We start from the raw sequence: 17270 nt of genomic DNA, 5'->3' as shown, positions 1-17270 counted from the left end.
CTGCTCTTTCCTTTATACTGTTTTGCTATCTTTGAAAACAGTACAAATCTATGATCTCCTTTGCGCATCGTGTTTTTATGGAAGTGGCAGCTAATTTGAGTTTCTCAAAGGCAGCGCAGATATTATTTGTTACGCAGCCAGCCATTAGCAAGCATATCAAAGCTTTGGAAGACCAATATAAAGTACCTTTATTTGAGCGCAAAGGCAATAGTATTCTGCTCACCGAGGCTGGCAAAAAGCTGAATGAATATTTATTACAGGCTACCGAAATTGAACGCAAAGTTGAATATGATCTTTCGGTTTTAAGCAGTCTCTCACAAGCCGCGGGGCATTTGCGCTTAGGGGCCAGTACAACTATTGCTTTGTATATTTTGCCATCTATATTATCCGGTTTTCAGCGGGAGTATGCTAATGTGGATGTGCAATTGGTTAACCGTAATTCGGAGTATATTTTAAATGCTTTGCTTAACCACGAGGTAGATATTGGTATTATTGAGGTGGACAATAAACTGACTACGGTTTCCTATCGTCCGTTTATGAGCGATGAGGTGATCCCGGTTTGTTCGGCCAAAAGTCCGCTGGCGGGGAAATCATTAACGCTTAAACAGTTTGTAAAAACACCTTTGGCCTTGCGGGAAAGAGGATCTGGAACTTTGAATGCATTATTAAAATCATTATCGGCGCTCCATATTAAACCGGCTGATCTTTCTGTTAAAATACGTCTTGGCGGTACCGAGGCGCTTAAGAATTTTTTATTGGCCGATCAATGCCTTGGCTTTATGCCCAAACCGTCAATTGTTCGCCAATTGGCCGAAGGTGATCTGGTTGAAGTGCCCATAGAAGGCTTGACAATTACCCGTGATTTCTTTTTTATCCGCAGAAAGGGAACCGAAGATTTTGGGTTGACCAGTAATTTTATCAATTACGCACTACAACATACAGAAGGTTGAGTGGTATTATTGAATTTCTTTTAAAATTCCGCTCCCAACAGCGTCTGTACTTTCAGCAGCGTTAGAAAGTACAACAATGCCTATATTCTTGTCTGCATTAAAAGCTAAAAAGCTGCTGCTGCCATTGGTGCCACCGTTATGGAAAATATAATCCACGCCGTTTACTGTAATTATATGCCAGGCCAGGCCAATTTTAACATCTTTATTAAAAGTGATTTTGTGGGTTAATATCATGGCTTTGGAAAGTTCCTCATTGCCCGGGTGCATGTTGGCCTTTGTGTAAATCAATAAATCGCTTAAAGTTGAACGCAGTGCGCCACAGGGGGCCAGTACGTCGAAGTCCCAGGCCGGTGTTGCTTGTCCACCTGCATTATACTCCGCTAAAAAACGCGGTAAAAGCAATGGATTTAAAAACTGACTGGTACTTTGCATGTTGAGCGGCTGGGTAATAATATCATGTACCATTTGGTTAAAGGGCAAGCTGCTTATGGTTTCCAGTATGCTTCCCAGCAAGCCAACCCCCAGGTTTGAGTACAGGTATTGTTCGCCGGGCTTACTGTTTAGCTTGCAGTTTTTTAAATAAGCATACATAAAAGGCGCGGTATAATCTTTATACGGATTAAGTGCATCAGTAGCATGTTCAATCAAATTATCTGGCAGGCGGGGCAAACCTGAAGTATGATTACTTAACTGAACAAGGGTTATACCTTTAAGTGCCGGATTTGCAACGACTGAATCTGGCAGAAATTTGGTTATCGGATCGGTTAACTTAATTTTCCCCTGGTTTACATAGTAGGCCAGCAAGGTGGCCGTAAATGTTTTGGTAATAGAGCCTATCTCGAAAAAATTATCTTCGTTCGGGAGTTTTTTATAGCCCCTTATTGTTTCCCCGTATTGGTATATGGTGGTTTTTCCATCTTTAATAATACCAATAGACAGACCCACCGTTGTTGATTTTTGTATGTAGATGCGGGCAACACTATCCACCTGTTTATCCATTGCTGTTCTGAGTGGATTGGATGTTTGTACCAGTGCTGTTTTGTTGCCAATGGGCTCCTGGTATTCCTGAAACAAGAAAAGTTCCAGTTTATCGTGCTTATCCAAACTCATCAGGAGTTGTAAGGTTATGGAATCCAGCTTTAATTTGTAGGTGGCTACATTGTTGTTCACAAAGCTTACTAATGATGATTCCCTGATTTTACCCAGGGAGAAAAGTTGTTTTTGGGTAACCTGCGCAAAGGCATCAATGTTTAATTCTTTTTGAAAGTCTGCACCGGCCATGTTATAAATAGCGTCGGAATTTTTTTGGTTGAAATATTTCTTAACCTGTTCAAATACTGAATCAACTTTTCGCTGCTGAATGCTTTGGGCAGACGCTGAAGATGCCATTATCAAAACTAAAAGAATTATGAATGCTGATCTCATATTAAAAAACGACTCGCGGAAGATGAATTATGTTACCGGATTAGTTAAACGCTTAAACCGGCGCTGGTTATATGACCATCTAAAACGAAATATAATTAAACCTATTGTGAAACTCAGCAATATGTTTTTAGTGATGGAAATTCCTATCATTGCAAAAGTATAATACATTGGATTGTATTGTTTTAAAGAAAGAAACAATAGTAGTGACACTGGGAATAACAGAAACATGCCCAAAACTAAGCCACCCTCAAAGAAACAATATACGGCAATACCTTTTCTTCTTTTATGTTCCCAGGTTCTTACAAAGGATATCCGCGAAAGATCAGCCCTGGTTAATCCTTTTTTTGCGAGGGCTCTATATTCTTTTAATTGAATCAGGGCGACATCATAAAATCGCCATGACACAAATGGAGCACAAACGAAAAAGAAAAGACTAAAAGAAATACTGTTTCTCCATTCCTTATTAAAGGATGTGTGCTTTGTTATACCTAAAACATAGTCCAATACAAGCAGGAATACAAAATAAGCGATACACAGAAATACAAAATGGATAATTCTCGCTTTTACTTTGCCAAAGCGGGTAAACCAAATTAAGAATCTTTTGTATCTGGTGGTCATGGAGTTTGCCCGGCCAGCAAAAACAGCACTGCCATACGAATGGCCACACCATTTTCAACCTGGTCTAATATGATAGATTGCTTGCTATCGGCAACATCACTGGTAATTTCAACCCCGCGGTTTATGGGGCCGGGGTGCATCACAATGATCTCTTTATCCAGTGAATCCAATATTTGCTTGTTTAAGCCGTAGAGCATGGTATACTCACGCAGGGAAGGGAAATATTTAATATCCTGACGCTCCAATTGTATACGGAGCATGTTGGCTACGTCGCACCAGTTAAGGGCCTTTACCAGGTTATGTTCAACTCTTACACCTAATGAGCCAATGTATTTGGGGATAAGCGTAGTTGGCCCGCAAACCATTACTTCGGCACCCAGTTGTTTAAGGCATAATATATTGGAGAGGGCTACACGCGAATGCAGGATATCGCCTACAATTACTACTTTTTTACCTGCAACATCACCCAGTTTTTCGCGGATAGAGAAAGCATCAAGCAGTGCCTGGGTAGGGTGCTCATGTGCACCATCACCAGCGTTTACTATTTGAGCCTTTACATGTTTGGAAAGAAATATGCCTGCACCTGCATAAGGATGGCGCATTACTACCATATCAACCTTCATGGCTAATATATTGTTTACCGTATCAATCAGCGTTTCGCCTTTGCTTACTGATGATGATGAGGCAGCAAAGTTGATGGTATCGGCTGATAAACGTCTTTCCGCAAGTTCGAACGAAAGACGGGTGCGGGTAGAGTTTTCGAAAAATATATTGGCAATGGTAACATCGCGTAGAGACGGGACTTTTTTAATGGGTCTGTTTAATACCGTTTTAAAATTATCTGCAGTTTCAAATATTAATTGAATATCTGCCGGGTTTAAGTCCTTAATTCCTAAAAGATGTCTTGTGCTCAGTCCTGCCATGGGTATGTTATTTCGGATTTCGGATGTTCGATTTCGAATTTATTTTATTTGTTATTTTTTTGATTCGCTTTTGCTGTTTTGCCTATTGTTGTAAGACTTCATTCTCAATTCCGAAATTGAACATCCGAAATTCGAAATCAAATCTACTTCACATCAGATAACAACGTTATCCTGTCTTCTCCATCAGTTTCTTTCCAGCTTACCACTACTTTTTGTGATGCGATGGAATCTACCTCTATCCCTACGTAATCGGCCTCAACCGGAATATGTCTGGAATAGCGACGATCAACCAGGGCAAGCAGTTCTATACGCTCTGGTCGGCCAAATGCCTGCAGGGCATCCATAGCTGCGCGGATGGTACGGCCTGTCCAAAGTACATCATCCATCATGATTACTTTTTTGCCCTCTATAATAAAATCAATTTTTGTTTGATTGGGTACCAGCTGCGATTCGCGGCGGCGGAAGTCATCACGATAAAAAGTGATATCCAGATCGCCCTGTTGAATAGTTTTGCCGGGTAATATTAAGCGCAGTTCTTCGGCAATGCGTTTGGCTAAATAAATGCCGCGTGGCTGTATGCCAATAAGAACCGATTCAGAAAAATCATTATGATTTTCTATTAACTGACGACATAAACGTTGTAAAGTGATCTGAAATTTCTGTCCGTCGAGCAGTGTTAGATTTTGCATCGTATGGGTGGATTTGGGCAAAGGTAATAATTTTTGGAGATTTGTTAAGTCAGAGATTAATGGAACTTGAAAAAAGTGGTATCAAATTTCATGAAGCAGGTTTTGGAATAACTATGTTACAGTTATTGTTGCAATATTAAAATATAAATTCATACATTTTGCTTTAATTGCATAACACTAAATTTATTATCAGCATATGAAAAAAGTAATACTAACCGGGCTTTTTGTTTTATCAGGAATGTTTGCCTTTTCGCAAACAGTAGCAGTGAGCGGTACTGTAAGTGATCAAAACGGAAAACCTGTGCCATTTGCATTTATTAGTGATTCGCAGCATCCTTATGCAACTTTTTCTGACCGTGACGGCAGATTTACTTTGATGGCCGATCCTATTTCTAATCTGATTATTACCGCCACAACTTTTCCCGAAAGCAGGGTGGCTATTGATACTCATGCTGATATGAAAATTATTTTGCCCGGTACAATACCTGGCAATATCCCGAAGGTAAAAAATGTTTTCAAAGACAAAGAAAGCTCTGTGAATATGACTGAGAATTCGCTTACACGAATCGGTAACCACCAGGATACTTTACATGGTAGCCGTTTTCTTTTTGGCAACTGGGTACATGGTTATGGCATTACCCCCAAGAATTTGGTAAAACAAAACGATGGTTATTTATTTAACTATGATAAAATGGAAGGTAATTTAATTTTCACCAGCGATGGCGGCAATTCTGTTCATGATGTTCTTAAAGAGGAAATAAAGGGATTTATTTTATTTGATGATAATGCCCAGCCATATGTATTCGAAGATGTTCAGGCTATTAACCCTAAACGTTATGTTGAGGTGCTGTCATCAGGAAATAAGTATAAAATTTATAAAGATCTGGGCACAAAGTTTATCAAATCCAATTATACTACCAATGGCATCAGTTCATCAGGCAATAATTACGATGAATATGCAGATGAAAGTGTTTACTATGTTGTAAAACTACCCGATGGACAACCACAAAAAATATCCTTAAGAAAAAAGGCCATTAAAACAGTATTTGCTGCCGATGCAGATAAGGTAAATAAGTTTTTGGCAGACAATGACACCGATATTGATGATGCCTATCTTAAAAAACTGGGTGATTATATGAATCAGTAAATGGGTAATACGGCTTGTTTATAAAAGATAATCTCAATTATTTGTCGGCCATTTTTTGAAGTACATCCATCGCCTTAACGGCATCTTTTTTAGCCACAAAAATATGATCATGGTAATAAGCTGCAACCACATTGCAGCTTATGCCGTTTTTAGACAGCTCAGTAGCAAATGCGGCAGTAAGTCCAACTGCTTCTAATGATGAATGAACAGTTAAAGTGATCCATGTAGCGATGTAAGAATAGGTTAAATTCAGTTTGTCTGCTTCATCTTTGCTCAGAATAATAGTTAAACCTTCTTTCTCTTTGAAAGATCCTATAATAAGATCGTGATCAATAGTGATTGATGAAGAAATGGTACAAAAAACATAGTCGCCCTCATTTAATGTGGGGTGCATGGTTTTGAGTAGTTCGGTAAGGTTGGTTTCTCCTGGCATACTATCGTTTATTAAAAAAGCCCCTCCCGATTGTATCGGGAAGGGCTTATAAGGATTGAATTTATTTAAACTTATTCAGCAGCTTCTTCTTCAGAAGTTGTTTTCTTAGTTGAAGCTTTACGGGCTTTACTTTCAGCGCCTTCCATTTGCTCTTTTAGCTGTGCTAAAACGCTCAGGTCGCCTAAAGTTGATTTTTCAACCGATTCTTTCACTTTTTTCACTGCATTGCTGGCAGATTTTGCTTCCTTTTTACGGGTTTCAAATTCCTGTACGCGTTGCTCGGCACGGGCTTCTTCCCAAATGCGTGAGTGTGAAATAACAATACGTTTGTTTTCCTTGTTAAATTCAATGATTTTAAACTCAGCAGCTTCTTCGGCTTTTAAGCTCTTGCCATCTTCTTTAACCAGGTGTTTGGTAGGCGCAAAGCCTTCAACACCGTAAGGTAAAGCAACAATTGCACCTTTATCAGTTACTTTTAATACGGTACCTTCATGTACTGAATCAATAGTAAAGATGGTTTCAAAAGTATCCCAAGGATTTTCTTCTAATTGTTTGTGACCTAAGCTTAATTTGCGGTTCTCAACATCAAGTTCTAAAACAATCACGTCTAATTTTTCACCAACTTTAGTGAATTCATTAGGGTGATTTACTTTTTTAGACCAAGAAAGGTCAGAGATGTGAATTAAACCATCAATACCGTCTTCTAGTTCAACAAACACACCGAAGTTGGTCATGTTTTTAACGGTAGCAATATGCTGAGTGCCCACAGCGTAACGCTCGGCAGCATTTTGCCATGGATCTGGCGTTAATTGTTTAATACCTAATGACATTTTGCGCTCGTCGCGATCAAGTGTTAACACCTGAGCTTCAACTTCGTCACCAACTTTCAGGAATTCCTGAGGGTTACGTAAGTTTTGAGACCATGACATTTCTGATACGTGGATCAAACCTTCAACACCAGGGATGATTTCAAGGAATGCGCCATAATCAGCAACGGTAACAATTTTGCCTTTAACTTTTGATCCAACCTGGATATCTTCGCTAAGCGACTGCCAAGGATGTGGAGTAAGTTGTTTTAAGCCAAGAGCGATACGTTTTTTCTCATCATCAAAGTCAAGTACAACAACGTTGATTTTTTGATCTAATGATAATACTTCACGCGGATGCTCAATACGGCCCCATGAAATATCTGTAATGTGTAGTAAGCCGTCAACACCACCAAGGTCAATAAATACACCAAAGTCAGTAATGTTTTTAACGGTACCTTCCAATACCTGTCCTTTTTCCAGACGGGCAACAATTTCAGTTTTTTGGTTTTCCAAATCGTCTTCAATCAGCACTTTGTGCGATACCACTACGTTTTTAAACTCGTGGTTGATTTTAACAACTTTGAATTCCATTGTTTTGCCCACATAAACGTCATAATCCCTGATAGGTTTAATGTCGATTTGTGAACCAGGTAAAAAGGCTTCAACGCCCATTATATCTACAATTAAACCACCTTTAGTTCTGCTCTTAACAAAACCAGTGATGATTTCATCATTGTCCAATGCAGAATTAATGCGTTCCCATGATTTTTGAGTTTTTGCACGTTTACGTGAAAGTACTAACTGACCGTTAGCATCTTCTTGTGATTCAACAAAAACTTCAACGGTATCACCGATCTTCAGATCAGGTGTATCACGGAATTCAGATACAGATACTAAACCATCAGATTTAAAGCCAATGTTTAATACTACATCTTTGTTGTTAACATTTACAACGGTACCGGTGATGATTTCGCCTTTAGTAATTGAACTGAAGGTTCCGTCATACATTTTTTCCATTTTCTCACGGTCACTGTCGCTGTAATTGCCAAATTTTTTCTCATCAGCATCCCAATCGAAATCTTCGTTAGCTGCTGTGATTTTTGATTTGATCTCTTCGATAGAGATTGAATCAGCTTCTGATTCAATAGTTTCTTTTTCCAGGGATGCTGTAACTACATCTAGTTCAGCTTCCTTAGCTTTTAATTCTTTTTCTGCTTCCTGTTTTTTTGCCATTAAATAAATTTTCTCCTTTTCCCAATTTGTTAATTGGGACTGCAAAGGTACGGATATAATTTAATTACAAAAAAAATTATTTGGTATAAAGAGGAGATATTTATCTGATTTTGACCGTTTTTCATTGAAATGCCAGCTAAAACAACTGATGACATGTTAAGTATCCTTAAATTGTTACTTAAGCAGCCATTAATTTTATTTCAATTTCATCAAAAATGGAGGTGAAATCATTTAGTAAGGTGGTTCTGTAAGTTATTAATACATCATTCATCATGGCCTCGTTTTGCGGGGTAAAAGGATCTTTCCATACCCGCATGCAGATCCGTTTAAGCGCGTAAGCTATTTCCTTAGTTTGTGAATAACTATACAGGTAGCGGCTTTTTTTAAAATCTTCATAAAACTTAAAAAATACGGCGGTTTCTTTTAGGCCGGCGGCTAATAAAAATTCATTCACTACGGCTTGTTTGCAGCCATTAAGATGATCATAAAATCCATCGGCAGTTACGTTTTTGGTGGTTAGTAGCAGGTTATCCAATATCAACTCAAGCGCAATATGCCCCAAAAAGAAAGGTTTTACAGGTGAACCTTCTATGGCTGGCAGCAGTAATTTTTTAAGCTGATGTGAATGAGTGATGAAAAACTCGGACGAATGAAAATAGCGGTCAACATCCAGATGCTTATTCCATCCCTGTATAATGGAGTTAACCTCAGGATTCGGGTGCTTTAATTTTTCGGGATGAATAATGATGGTTTTATCAGCATTTTTTAAAAGATCGGGCAATACTGTACCCAATATAAAGTAGCAGTTATCAGTATTGCGGTCAAAATAAAAGTGTGATAGAAAATTCATAACGCTTTTTTGCAAAATACCCCGTTTTGATCAATTTACGAAAAATTTTGCGTTAAAGTTGAAAATCTGAAGTGGTAATTTGTGTATTATATTTAATATCAATTAGTTATATGGTTAGTTTGGAATCTATCCATAAAAAAGAGTGATATTATATACAGCCAGGAAAATCAAATCATGTGCACAAAATTTTTCTTTTATCTTTGCCGTCCCTGATAACTATCGGGATTGAAATTGAACATACAATGAATTTTGTTGAAGAACTACGCTGGCGGGGTATGCTGCATGATATAATGCCAGGCACCGAAGATATATTAAATAAAGGAATGGTATCGGGCTATATCGGCTTTGACCCTACTGCTGATTCACTGCATGTAGGTAGTCTTGCTCAAATTATGAGCCTCATTCATTTTCAACGTGCGGGCCATAAGCCTTTTGCTTTGATTGGCGGTGCCACAGGTATGGTCGGCGATCCGTCGGGGAAATCGGCAGAGCGTAATTTATTATCAGAAGATACCTTACAGCATAATTTGCAGGGCATAAAAAGTCAACTGGAAAGGTTTTTAGACTTTGATAGTGGTGCCAATAGTGCCCAAATGGTAAACAACTACGATTGGTTTAAAGACTTCACCTTTTTGAATTTTATCCGTGATGTAGGTAAGCATATCACCGTAAATTATATGATGGCTAAAGATTCGGTTAAAAACCGTATCAATGGCGATACAGGGATGTCATTTACGGAGTTTACCTATCAGTTGGTGCAGGGCTATGACTTTTATTACTTGTGGAAAAATCATAATTGTGTATTGCAAATGGGCGGTTCAGATCAATGGGGAAATATTGTTACCGGTACTGAACTGATCCGTCGTAAGGACGCGGGAGAAGCTTATGCTTTAACCACACAATTAATTAAAAAGGCTGATGGAACCAAATTTGGTAAAACTGAAGGCGGAAACATATGGCTGGATGCTGAAAAAACATCTCCATATAAATTTTATCAGTTTTGGTTAAATACCAGTGATGAAGATGCCAAATCATATATCAGGATATTTACCCTTTTTGAAAAGGAAATTATTGAAAGCTTAGAAGCTGAGCAGGATGCAGCTCCACATACACGGGTATTACAAAAAGCTTTAGCAAAGGATATTACGATAAGGGTGCATGGCGAAGCTGAATATGAAAAAGCGATTAAATCGTCAGAGTTTTTATTTGGTAACATCGGCATTGAGTTTTTAAATGAATTGAATGACGCCGAAGTGTTAGGATTATTTGAAGGCGTACCCAATTTTACCATTAAACTTAGCGATTTACAAGCCGGACTTAATGTAGTTGACTTATTAGCATCACATACGGCGGTATTCCCATCTAAGGGGGAAGCTAAAAAGATGATACAAGGTGGTGGCACAGCCATCAATAAAGTTAAAATTGCTTCGGCTGATGATAGTTATAGCGTAGATGCTTTAATCAACGGGAAATACCTGGTAGCCCAGAAAGGCAAGAAGAATTATTTCTTAATTATTGCAGAATAATTTCAAAATACGACAAAAAGTATTTATTTTTGGATAAATGTCGTATAGTAAAAAGCATATCGAAGCAGATAAAGTTAATGAACCTATGGTGGCCTATGTTACAGCAGGTTCATTAAACCCATTTTATAATTTGCTTGGAGGCGCCAAACCACTTATTATTTCTAATGATTTTGACATCATCAGGATTGCGCGTGAGGGTTTCCCAAAGCATGTTTTGCTTAACCTGGCAAAAAAAATATCTTTAAATATCCAGGAGTTAGCCGGTATTTTGCATATATCCGAGCGCACATTACAGCGTTACAATGATGATGATATCATCAAAACTGAATATGCCGAAAAAGCAGTAGAGCTTGCTCGTTTATACACCCGTGGGGCCGAAGTATTTGGCTCAATGGATAAGTTTAAAAAATGGGTTAAATCTCCAAGTCTTATTTTTAACGGCGAAGCCCCAGTATCTTTATTAGATACTTCTGCAGGTTTTGATATGGTTTTTAGGGAGCTTGGCCGTATTGAGCACGGTATTTTTGCCTGATGGTACTTTATCGTATTGCCAAATGTATTTATGCCGATGATTTGAGCGGTACTGGGGCCCGTTTATATGGCGGCAGATGGAACAGTGAGGGCCGGTCGGCAGTTTATGTTGCCTCATCGTGCTCATTAGCCATGCTGGAAGTGCTGGTTCACTTGCCTCCATTATTGATTCCAAATGACTTTTGCTTGGTTGAAATTGAAGTGCCGGATAACAGTTTTGCCGTTATTAGTCCGGAGGATTTACCTGGTAACTGGAAGGCTATTTCGCCACCGCTTGCCTTAAAGCAATTGGGTGATGCATTTTTGAAAAAGCAGGATCATTTAATGTTACAATTACCATCGGCAGTTGTTCCGCTGGAATTTAACTACCTGCTTAATCCTCTTCATAAAGATATAAAGAAAGTGAAAATCTTAAACAAGCAGGCTTTTAATTTTGATGAAAGACTTGTTTAGTTGGTCATTAAGTAATTAGTTATTCATACCATTAAAGACTAATGAACCAGTGAGCTGATGAACCAATCAACTACTATAACTCACTCAGAAATTCCATCTTTTTGTGGTTGTAATCTTCCTGTGAGATAAGGCCATTATCAAACAACATCTTTAGTTTTTTTAGTTTCTCAGTTAGCTCATCAGGTTTTTGAACTTCCTGAGCCACTGGTGTATGAACAGGCTCGGGGGTAACCGGTGGTTGAGCAACAACAGCGGCTGTTTTTTCAAACTGTATAGCTCCTGATTCTGCACGTTTTTCTTCCAGATCGCGCAGGCGGCGGCCTTCGCGTTCAGCTTCCTTGCGCTCTTGTGCATATTGATATAATTTGCGGGCTTGTACCTTTGGCAGGTAATCAACACCCATTTCGGTATCATTAGTAGTCCTGACACTAAAAATAGCGCCTATTATTTCTTCTTTAGTATAAACATCCACAATATCCTTCCACACAAAATCAACAAATTTTATGGTGAGGCCCAGGTTGGCTGCAGTAAAAAACAAAACGCGTTTACTGGTAAGCGCTACACAATCAGGAAATAGGTTAACCAGCGGTTTTTTTTGTACAGCTATGTAAATTATTTCTTCTCCGGTAGTAAGCAAATCATTAAGGCGCTGATATACTTTTTCAACTGCTTTCGGGTCCTGTTCGTCGTGCAAAAATTTCTCAATCATGGTAGTGCTTTATGATATCTACAAAAATAAGTAATAATATATTAGTTTGATTTAAGTTTTACGCGATCAGTAAATTACATCCGCGGATATCCGAATTGTCAAATCGTCCCAATACTTCAAACGAACTGTCAGCATATACCCTGCCAAGATCTTGCGTAGCAATAAATGAGCATGAATTAATATTGGCCAGGTCAATTATATTGATGCCGCCCGCTTTATTATTATCCAATAAACTCATCGGGTCATTGGTATCCCGGGTAATGATCTTCATCCAGGGTGGGCAATTGAAAATGCTGACGCCATTTGAGTAAGCTTGCGAGAGTAATTCGGTCATGCCGTATTCCGAATGGATGGCATCAACACCGAATCCCCTACATAATTGGTCATGTAATTCTTCACGGATCATTTCTTTTCTACGCCCTTTCATGCCGCCTGTTTCCATAACTATCAGTTCAGGAAAATTTAAGGTGTAGTTTTCTATAAAATCAAGCAGTGCAAAGGTTACTCCTATTAGCAGGGTAGGCTTTTTTGCGTTTTGCTGTTTTTTAAGCTGATGAAATAACTCTTCGTGATTGTATAAAAAGAAGCCACTATCCGGATTTTTTGATTGTTTGATAAGATCATCAGCCATATAAATCAGTGATGATCCTTCCCGCTCTAAATAGGCCGGTAGTAAAGCGAGTATGGTGTACTTTTCAATATCGCCATAAAATAAATTAAACGCCGATCTGAAACTTTCGGTATACCAGCTTACATCTGTAATATGGTGGCTGCTGGTGATAATTCCGGTGGTACCTGAACTGGTGAAGGTAACTTCAATGGGTTTATCAGAACTTAAAACTTTATGGGATTTGAAAAATTCAATGGGTAAAAAAGGAATTTGCTTTACCTCTGTTACGCTTTCGGTATCAATTTTTAAACCTTGAATAAATTCATGGTAAACAGGACAGTTTTTAGCTTGGTACTTAAAAATTTGCAGTGCTGTATCGCTAAACTGTTGTTCTGTTTTGATGGAAAATACCTGCTGTTTGTTCATTGGCACAAAGATAAGTAAATGTGTAATTGTTTGCTTGGCTGTAAGCGATAGGAGGTGATAGAATTACAATTAAATGTCAGCAAGATCCGGGTTTTATGAGCTTGCTTTTATGCTGAAGTTTGAAGAATTAAAACATCAATAATATGAACAAATTTAAAATAGTACCCATTTCAAGGGCGTATGCACAAAAGATCAGATCAACTATGGCGGATGATTTTGATCATGAAGTAACGGAAAAGATAGCTACAGGATTGGGCCCATGCAGGGTTTCATTAAAGCCGTTTGAAAAAGGTATTGATAAACGTTTATTATTAACGCATAGCCCTTTTGAATTGAATAATGCCTATAACCAACCCGGCCCGGTATTTATTAACAGTGATGACGTAGAAGAATATAATGACGTTTACCGCTTTCCACCGGAAATAAAAGCTAATAAAAAGAGTTTCCCGATATCGTTAATTGGCTATAACCAGGAACAGCAAATGGTTTTTACGCGCTTAGTGGGAGATGATGACATTGATGAGCTGATACCGGAAATATTTGAACAAAATGCTGATATAGCCTACTTGCACGCCCGCAATGCACAGGCTTGCTGTTTTATTTGTAAAATTGAACGGGTGCATTAGTTTGGTAGCTTTTATTAAAAACAACTAACTATTTTTGGCGTTCTTAAAATGATAATTATATAGTAACAAGCCATGAAAAAGTTAAGATTTGTAATAGTTCCGGTTTTATTAAGCATCCTTTTTGTTATGGCATCGGCCACAATTGATGGTAGTAAAGAAACAGAGAAAGTAAATAGCGCCATAGGTGTGTTGAAAGACTTCAGCAAAATGAAAGAGTCAATTCCACACGACTTGATTGCTCAGTGCGAGGGAATTGTTATAGTACCTAATTTAATTAATGCAGGCTTTGTTGTTGGCGGTAAACGGGGAAGGGGCATAGCCATGATAAAATTAGAAGATGGTAGCTGGAGCGATCCTGTATTTGTTACTTTAACTGGTGGCAGCATAGGTTTTCAAATTGGTGTTCAGTCGGTTGATCTGGTACTGGTATTCCGTCATAAAGGTGTGCTGACAAAAGTGAAAGATGGCGATTTTACCATAGGTGGCGATGCTTCTGCAGCCGCAGGTCCGGTTGGTCGCAGTACTTCAGCAAATACTGATTATAAGCTGGAAGCGGAAGTTTATTCTTATTCGCGCAGTCGTGGTTTATTTGCCGGCATTAGTATTAACGGGTCAAACTTAGGGATCGACAAAAAAGCAAATGCTGCTTTCTACGGATCAGACATTAGCTCAGAAGATATTTTTGCATCGGGCAAAAGCAGTACTGAGGTTGTTAAAACATTGAAAACAACATTAAAGGCGATGTAATCATTTCGCTTAAAAAAGACAAAGCACGGGCAGTTACGTCCGTGCTTTGTTGTTATATATCGCGTTCAAAATCATCTATTTCGGTTAGAAATGCGCGGGCGGCCTCGGCTTGTTTCCAGCCGGAGCCTTCCAGAAAGTTTTTAACCCAAAACCTGCTGATCTCATTTTTACTTAGCTGCTTAAATACCCACCATACCAATGGTATAAGCGCTATGCTTACGCAAATATTTGCCAGCCACCAGTTTCTCATACTGTTGCTGTAAATGTCATAATTGAACAAAATTTTGGTGATCAATATCATCCAGATTGGAAAAAACGGAATAGAAAGCAGCGCGTATTTTACATATTTAACAATCAGTAATTTTAGCAGTTCTATCTTCCTTTGCAATGGTGCAACGGCTTCTGTATAGCCGCCTTGTAACTGCATCATTATGGCAACTTGTTTTACGTTGGAAATGAATCCCATCAAGGCAAAAAAAGCAAAAATGCCTGCTGAAATACTGAATTGAGGGCTTGTAATATTATCGGCTATAAAGCTTACCAGGAAAATAATTATACCTGCAAGGATGAACATTTCCATCAATTTAAATATCATGAGTTTGCGCAATTTGTTTTTCGCCTTGTCCAGGTTGATTTTTCTTAAGAGCTGAATGTTCAGCTTTAAACTTTTGTCCAGTTTTTTGTCGTAATCGCTCCACATATCTTTTAATTCATCTAGTTCCATATCGTTAATTTTTAAAGTTTTTTAAATTGTTGTTTGAGTTGCAGTTTGAGCCTGTTTACTTTGGTGGCTACATTGGTTTCTGATATGCCTAGAATTTCGGCAATGTCCTTATAGCTATTGTTATCAAGGTAAAGGATCATCAAGGCCTTGTTGAGATCATTAAACTGATTAATAAAGTGATATAATAATTTTATATTCTCATCAAGTTCTACGTTGGTTTCATCAGCAATATCAATAAGGCTATCATGAATGGATACGGTGACTTTTTGTTTTTTGCTTGATGCTCGATAATGGGATATAGCAGTATTAATGGCAATGCGATACATCCAGGTGGATAGCTTAAATCGATTATCGTACTTATGAAAGGATTGCCATAAATGGATAATTATTTCCTGTACAAGATCCTTCCGATCCTCCGGATTATGGCAATAAGCATTGCAAACTTTGAAAATAAGTTTTTTATTTTGCTGAATAAGGTAGATAAACTGATCTTTTTGAGCCTGCTGCTGCATTGTCTTATTGTTTACACTATTATTCGCAGAGAGTGGAGAAAAATCACATAGGCTTAAAAATATTTATTACAGACTTCCAGATTCAGGCCAGTTTTTCCAATGGGTATTAGGCAAAAGCGAAGGCTTGTAAAAGGATTGGTCGCCAGTAGCAATTACCCTGGCTAATTGCTGCCAGGTTTCATAAGAGCTTGGTCTATTGTTGATCCATTCCTGTTCGTTTAATTTACTCTTATTAACATCCTGATTTTTAGTGATACTTTTAAACGTTTCAAAGTCTATCCCTTCAAGACCTGTTAGTTGTTTATTAAAATCGAAAACCTGCTTTATTTGCTCATCGGATTCAAATGGTGATATGGGGATCTCAATAAAATCCTTATGAAACCATTCATCCAGGACTAATACTTTTTTAAGACTTTTGGGAAGCGACTTATACAACGCATCCTCGGTTGCTCTGAATAAATGGGCATAATTAATTATTGATAATCTTGCAGCCTCCACCAACGTTATTTCACCAGCTTCGTACTCACATAGTTCAATTTTATTGTCAATATAATCCTGTATATTGGTGCTTATTGAAACCTTTTTGCCACCTACAATCCAATAACCCGCATCTGTATACAAACTAAAGCCATCGGTTGTTTTATCGAAACTATCTTGATCAACAGGGTATAAAGTATAGTTATTTGTATATTGACCGTTATATTGTTCCAGATTTTGAAGGCAGTTTCCAAAGTAATCAATCTCCAGCTCAATTGCACCGCATCTTTCACTATATCCCAATCTTTCGGCAACAATTGCCCATTGATCATCATTGCGGAAAATATTTAAACGACAATCAATTAAATAAGAATATGGGTGTCCTAACTGGATAAAGTGTGAATAATCTCCGGAATGATTGCTATTGTCCAGTGTAGCTAATATTTCATTTTCAGACAGCATAAATGGCAACACTTACTTAGCAAATGCCCGTTTCAACAACACACCTGATAGGGCCGCCATCCCGCCAACGATACCGCCAATAAGTGCAGTTATTAGCAGCAGCCAAATCCAGTTATGGGGTAGGGGGAATAGTTGCACTACCCGGCTGGCCAGTATATGATCATTTGGGATACTTTTAAATAGTGCCAGCACTGTCCAAACGATAAATACAGCTGAAAAGCCCGACCAAAAGGATTGGGTCGGGGTTTTGCCGATAAAAAATGCAGCTAAAAATGCAGCTATGGCTACCACCCACCATGGTAAAAAATAACCACTGGCAAAGGATAATATCAATATGATTAAAAATAACATATAATCTCTTTTATAAATTTCTTAGTGTTTATCTGATCT

20 protein-coding genes are annotated in these 17270 nt (G+C 38.3%); 7 read left to right on the top strand and 13 right to left on the bottom strand.

Annotated features, from left to right (window positions below; genetic code table 11):
* Positions 1-50: 50 nt before the first annotated feature.
* Positions 51-950, top strand: a complete 900-nt coding sequence (locus JN11_RS05980) for a LysR substrate-binding domain-containing protein (protein WP_144910640.1) — start codon at positions 51-53, stop codon at positions 948-950.
* A gap of 6 nt (positions 951-956) precedes the next feature.
* On the opposite strand, the gene JN11_RS05975 is transcribed toward JN11_RS05980, so the two are convergent.
* The 4 genes from JN11_RS05975 to pyrR form a co-directional block, all read right to left on the bottom strand.
* A complete protein-coding gene (locus JN11_RS05975; protein ID WP_144910637.1) occupies positions 957-2375 on the bottom strand; it encodes a serine hydrolase domain-containing protein in 1419 nt (472 codons plus the stop codon).
* 27 nt (positions 2376-2402) lie between these two features.
* Positions 2403-2993, bottom strand: a complete 591-nt coding sequence (locus JN11_RS05970; RefSeq protein WP_144910635.1) for a hypothetical protein — start codon at positions 2991-2993, stop codon at positions 2403-2405.
* The gene (locus JN11_RS05965; protein WP_144910632.1) at positions 2990-3916 is read right to left on the bottom strand and encodes an aspartate carbamoyltransferase catalytic subunit; all 927 of its coding nucleotides are present in this window, start codon (positions 3914-3916) and stop codon (positions 2990-2992) included. Before JN11_RS05965 ends, JN11_RS05970 begins: the two co-directional genes overlap by 4 nt.
* Before the next feature lie 143 nt (positions 3917-4059).
* Positions 4060-4605: a bifunctional pyr operon transcriptional regulator/uracil phosphoribosyltransferase PyrR gene (gene pyrR / locus JN11_RS05960; RefSeq protein ID WP_144910629.1), complete on the bottom strand. Its 546-nt coding sequence runs from the start codon at positions 4603-4605 to the stop codon at positions 4060-4062.
* Between the two features lie 196 nt (positions 4606-4801).
* On the opposite strand from pyrR, the gene JN11_RS05955 reads away from it, so the two are divergent.
* Positions 4802-5752 (top strand): carboxypeptidase-like regulatory domain-containing protein, encoded by a 951-nt coding sequence (locus tag JN11_RS05955; protein WP_144910626.1) that lies wholly within the window; start codon positions 4802-4804, stop codon positions 5750-5752.
* Between the two features lie 37 nt (positions 5753-5789).
* Here JN11_RS05955 and JN11_RS05950 read toward each other — a convergent pair whose 3' ends face one another.
* The 3 genes from JN11_RS05950 to JN11_RS05940 form a co-directional block, all read right to left on the bottom strand.
* The gene (locus tag JN11_RS05950; protein WP_144910624.1) at positions 5790-6185 is read right to left on the bottom strand and encodes an ACT domain-containing protein; all 396 of its coding nucleotides are present in this window, start codon (positions 6183-6185) and stop codon (positions 5790-5792) included.
* Positions 6186-6256: 71 nt separating this feature from the next.
* Positions 6257-8227: a 30S ribosomal protein S1 gene (gene rpsA, locus JN11_RS05945; RefSeq protein WP_144910621.1), complete on the bottom strand. Its 1971-nt coding sequence runs from the start codon at positions 8225-8227 to the stop codon at positions 6257-6259.
* A gap of 178 nt (positions 8228-8405) precedes the next feature.
* On the bottom strand, positions 8406-9077 hold the full coding sequence (locus JN11_RS05940; RefSeq protein ID WP_144910618.1) for a hypothetical protein: 672 nt from the start codon (positions 9075-9077) through the stop codon (positions 8406-8408).
* 242 nt (positions 9078-9319) lie between these two features.
* Between JN11_RS05940 and tyrS the strand changes: the two genes are divergently transcribed.
* From tyrS to JN11_RS05925, 3 genes are read left to right on the top strand one after another with little or no spacing between them, the layout of a single operon-like run.
* Positions 9320-10603, top strand: coding sequence for a tyrosine--tRNA ligase (gene tyrS / locus JN11_RS05935; RefSeq protein ID WP_144910615.1), 1284 nt, complete (start codon positions 9320-9322; stop codon positions 10601-10603).
* Positions 10604-10640: 37 nt separating this feature from the next.
* Positions 10641-11135: a type II RES/Xre toxin-antitoxin system antitoxin gene (parS, locus tag JN11_RS05930; protein WP_144910612.1), complete on the top strand. Its 495-nt coding sequence runs from the start codon at positions 10641-10643 to the stop codon at positions 11133-11135.
* On the top strand, positions 11135-11587 hold the full coding sequence (locus JN11_RS05925) for an RES family NAD+ phosphorylase (protein WP_144910608.1): 453 nt from the start codon (positions 11135-11137) through the stop codon (positions 11585-11587). Before parS ends, JN11_RS05925 begins: the two co-directional genes overlap by 1 nt.
* A gap of 73 nt (positions 11588-11660) precedes the next feature.
* Here the strand turns inward: JN11_RS05925 and JN11_RS05920 are convergent, their stop codons facing one another.
* Positions 11661-12296: a PH domain-containing protein gene (locus tag JN11_RS05920; protein ID WP_144910606.1), complete on the bottom strand. Its 636-nt coding sequence runs from the start codon at positions 12294-12296 to the stop codon at positions 11661-11663.
* A gap of 58 nt (positions 12297-12354) precedes the next feature.
* Positions 12355-13332: a LuxE/PaaK family acyltransferase gene (locus JN11_RS05915; RefSeq protein WP_144910604.1), complete on the bottom strand. Its 978-nt coding sequence runs from the start codon at positions 13330-13332 to the stop codon at positions 12355-12357.
* Positions 13333-13475: 143 nt separating this feature from the next.
* Between JN11_RS05915 and JN11_RS05910 the strand changes: the two genes are divergently transcribed.
* A complete protein-coding gene (locus tag JN11_RS05910; RefSeq protein ID WP_144910601.1) occupies positions 13476-13958 on the top strand; it encodes a DUF1203 domain-containing protein in 483 nt (160 codons plus the stop codon).
* Positions 13959-14030: 72 nt separating this feature from the next.
* Positions 14031-14705 carry a lipid-binding SYLF domain-containing protein gene (locus JN11_RS05905; RefSeq protein WP_144910599.1) on the top strand — a complete coding sequence of 225 codons (675 nt, stop codon included), beginning with the start codon at positions 14031-14033 and terminating at the stop codon, positions 14703-14705.
* Positions 14706-14757: 52 nt separating this feature from the next.
* Here JN11_RS05905 and JN11_RS05900 read toward each other — a convergent pair whose 3' ends face one another.
* From JN11_RS05900 to JN11_RS05885, 4 genes are all read right to left on the bottom strand, one after another.
* Complete coding sequence (locus JN11_RS05900) at positions 14758-15429, bottom strand: hypothetical protein (RefSeq protein ID WP_144910597.1); 672 nt, start codon at positions 15427-15429, stop codon at positions 14758-14760.
* An 11-nt stretch (positions 15430-15440) separates the two neighbouring features.
* Positions 15441-15941 (bottom strand): RNA polymerase sigma factor, encoded by a 501-nt coding sequence (locus JN11_RS05895; RefSeq protein WP_144910595.1) that lies wholly within the window; start codon positions 15939-15941, stop codon positions 15441-15443.
* 66 nt (positions 15942-16007) lie between these two features.
* Positions 16008-16880 (bottom strand): DUF7003 family protein, encoded by an 873-nt coding sequence (locus JN11_RS05890; RefSeq protein WP_144910592.1) that lies wholly within the window; start codon positions 16878-16880, stop codon positions 16008-16010.
* A 12-nt stretch (positions 16881-16892) separates the two neighbouring features.
* A complete protein-coding gene (locus tag JN11_RS05885; protein WP_144910590.1) occupies positions 16893-17231 on the bottom strand; it encodes a hypothetical protein in 339 nt (112 codons plus the stop codon).
* Positions 17232-17270 lie beyond the last annotated feature (39 nt).

The organism is Mucilaginibacter frigoritolerans, from assembly GCF_007830615.1.
Classification (GTDB): domain Bacteria; phylum Bacteroidota; class Bacteroidia; order Sphingobacteriales; family Sphingobacteriaceae; genus Mucilaginibacter; species Mucilaginibacter frigoritolerans.
Note: the sequence above shows the minus strand (reverse complement) of the source record. Positions and strands in the feature narration are given on the sequence as shown.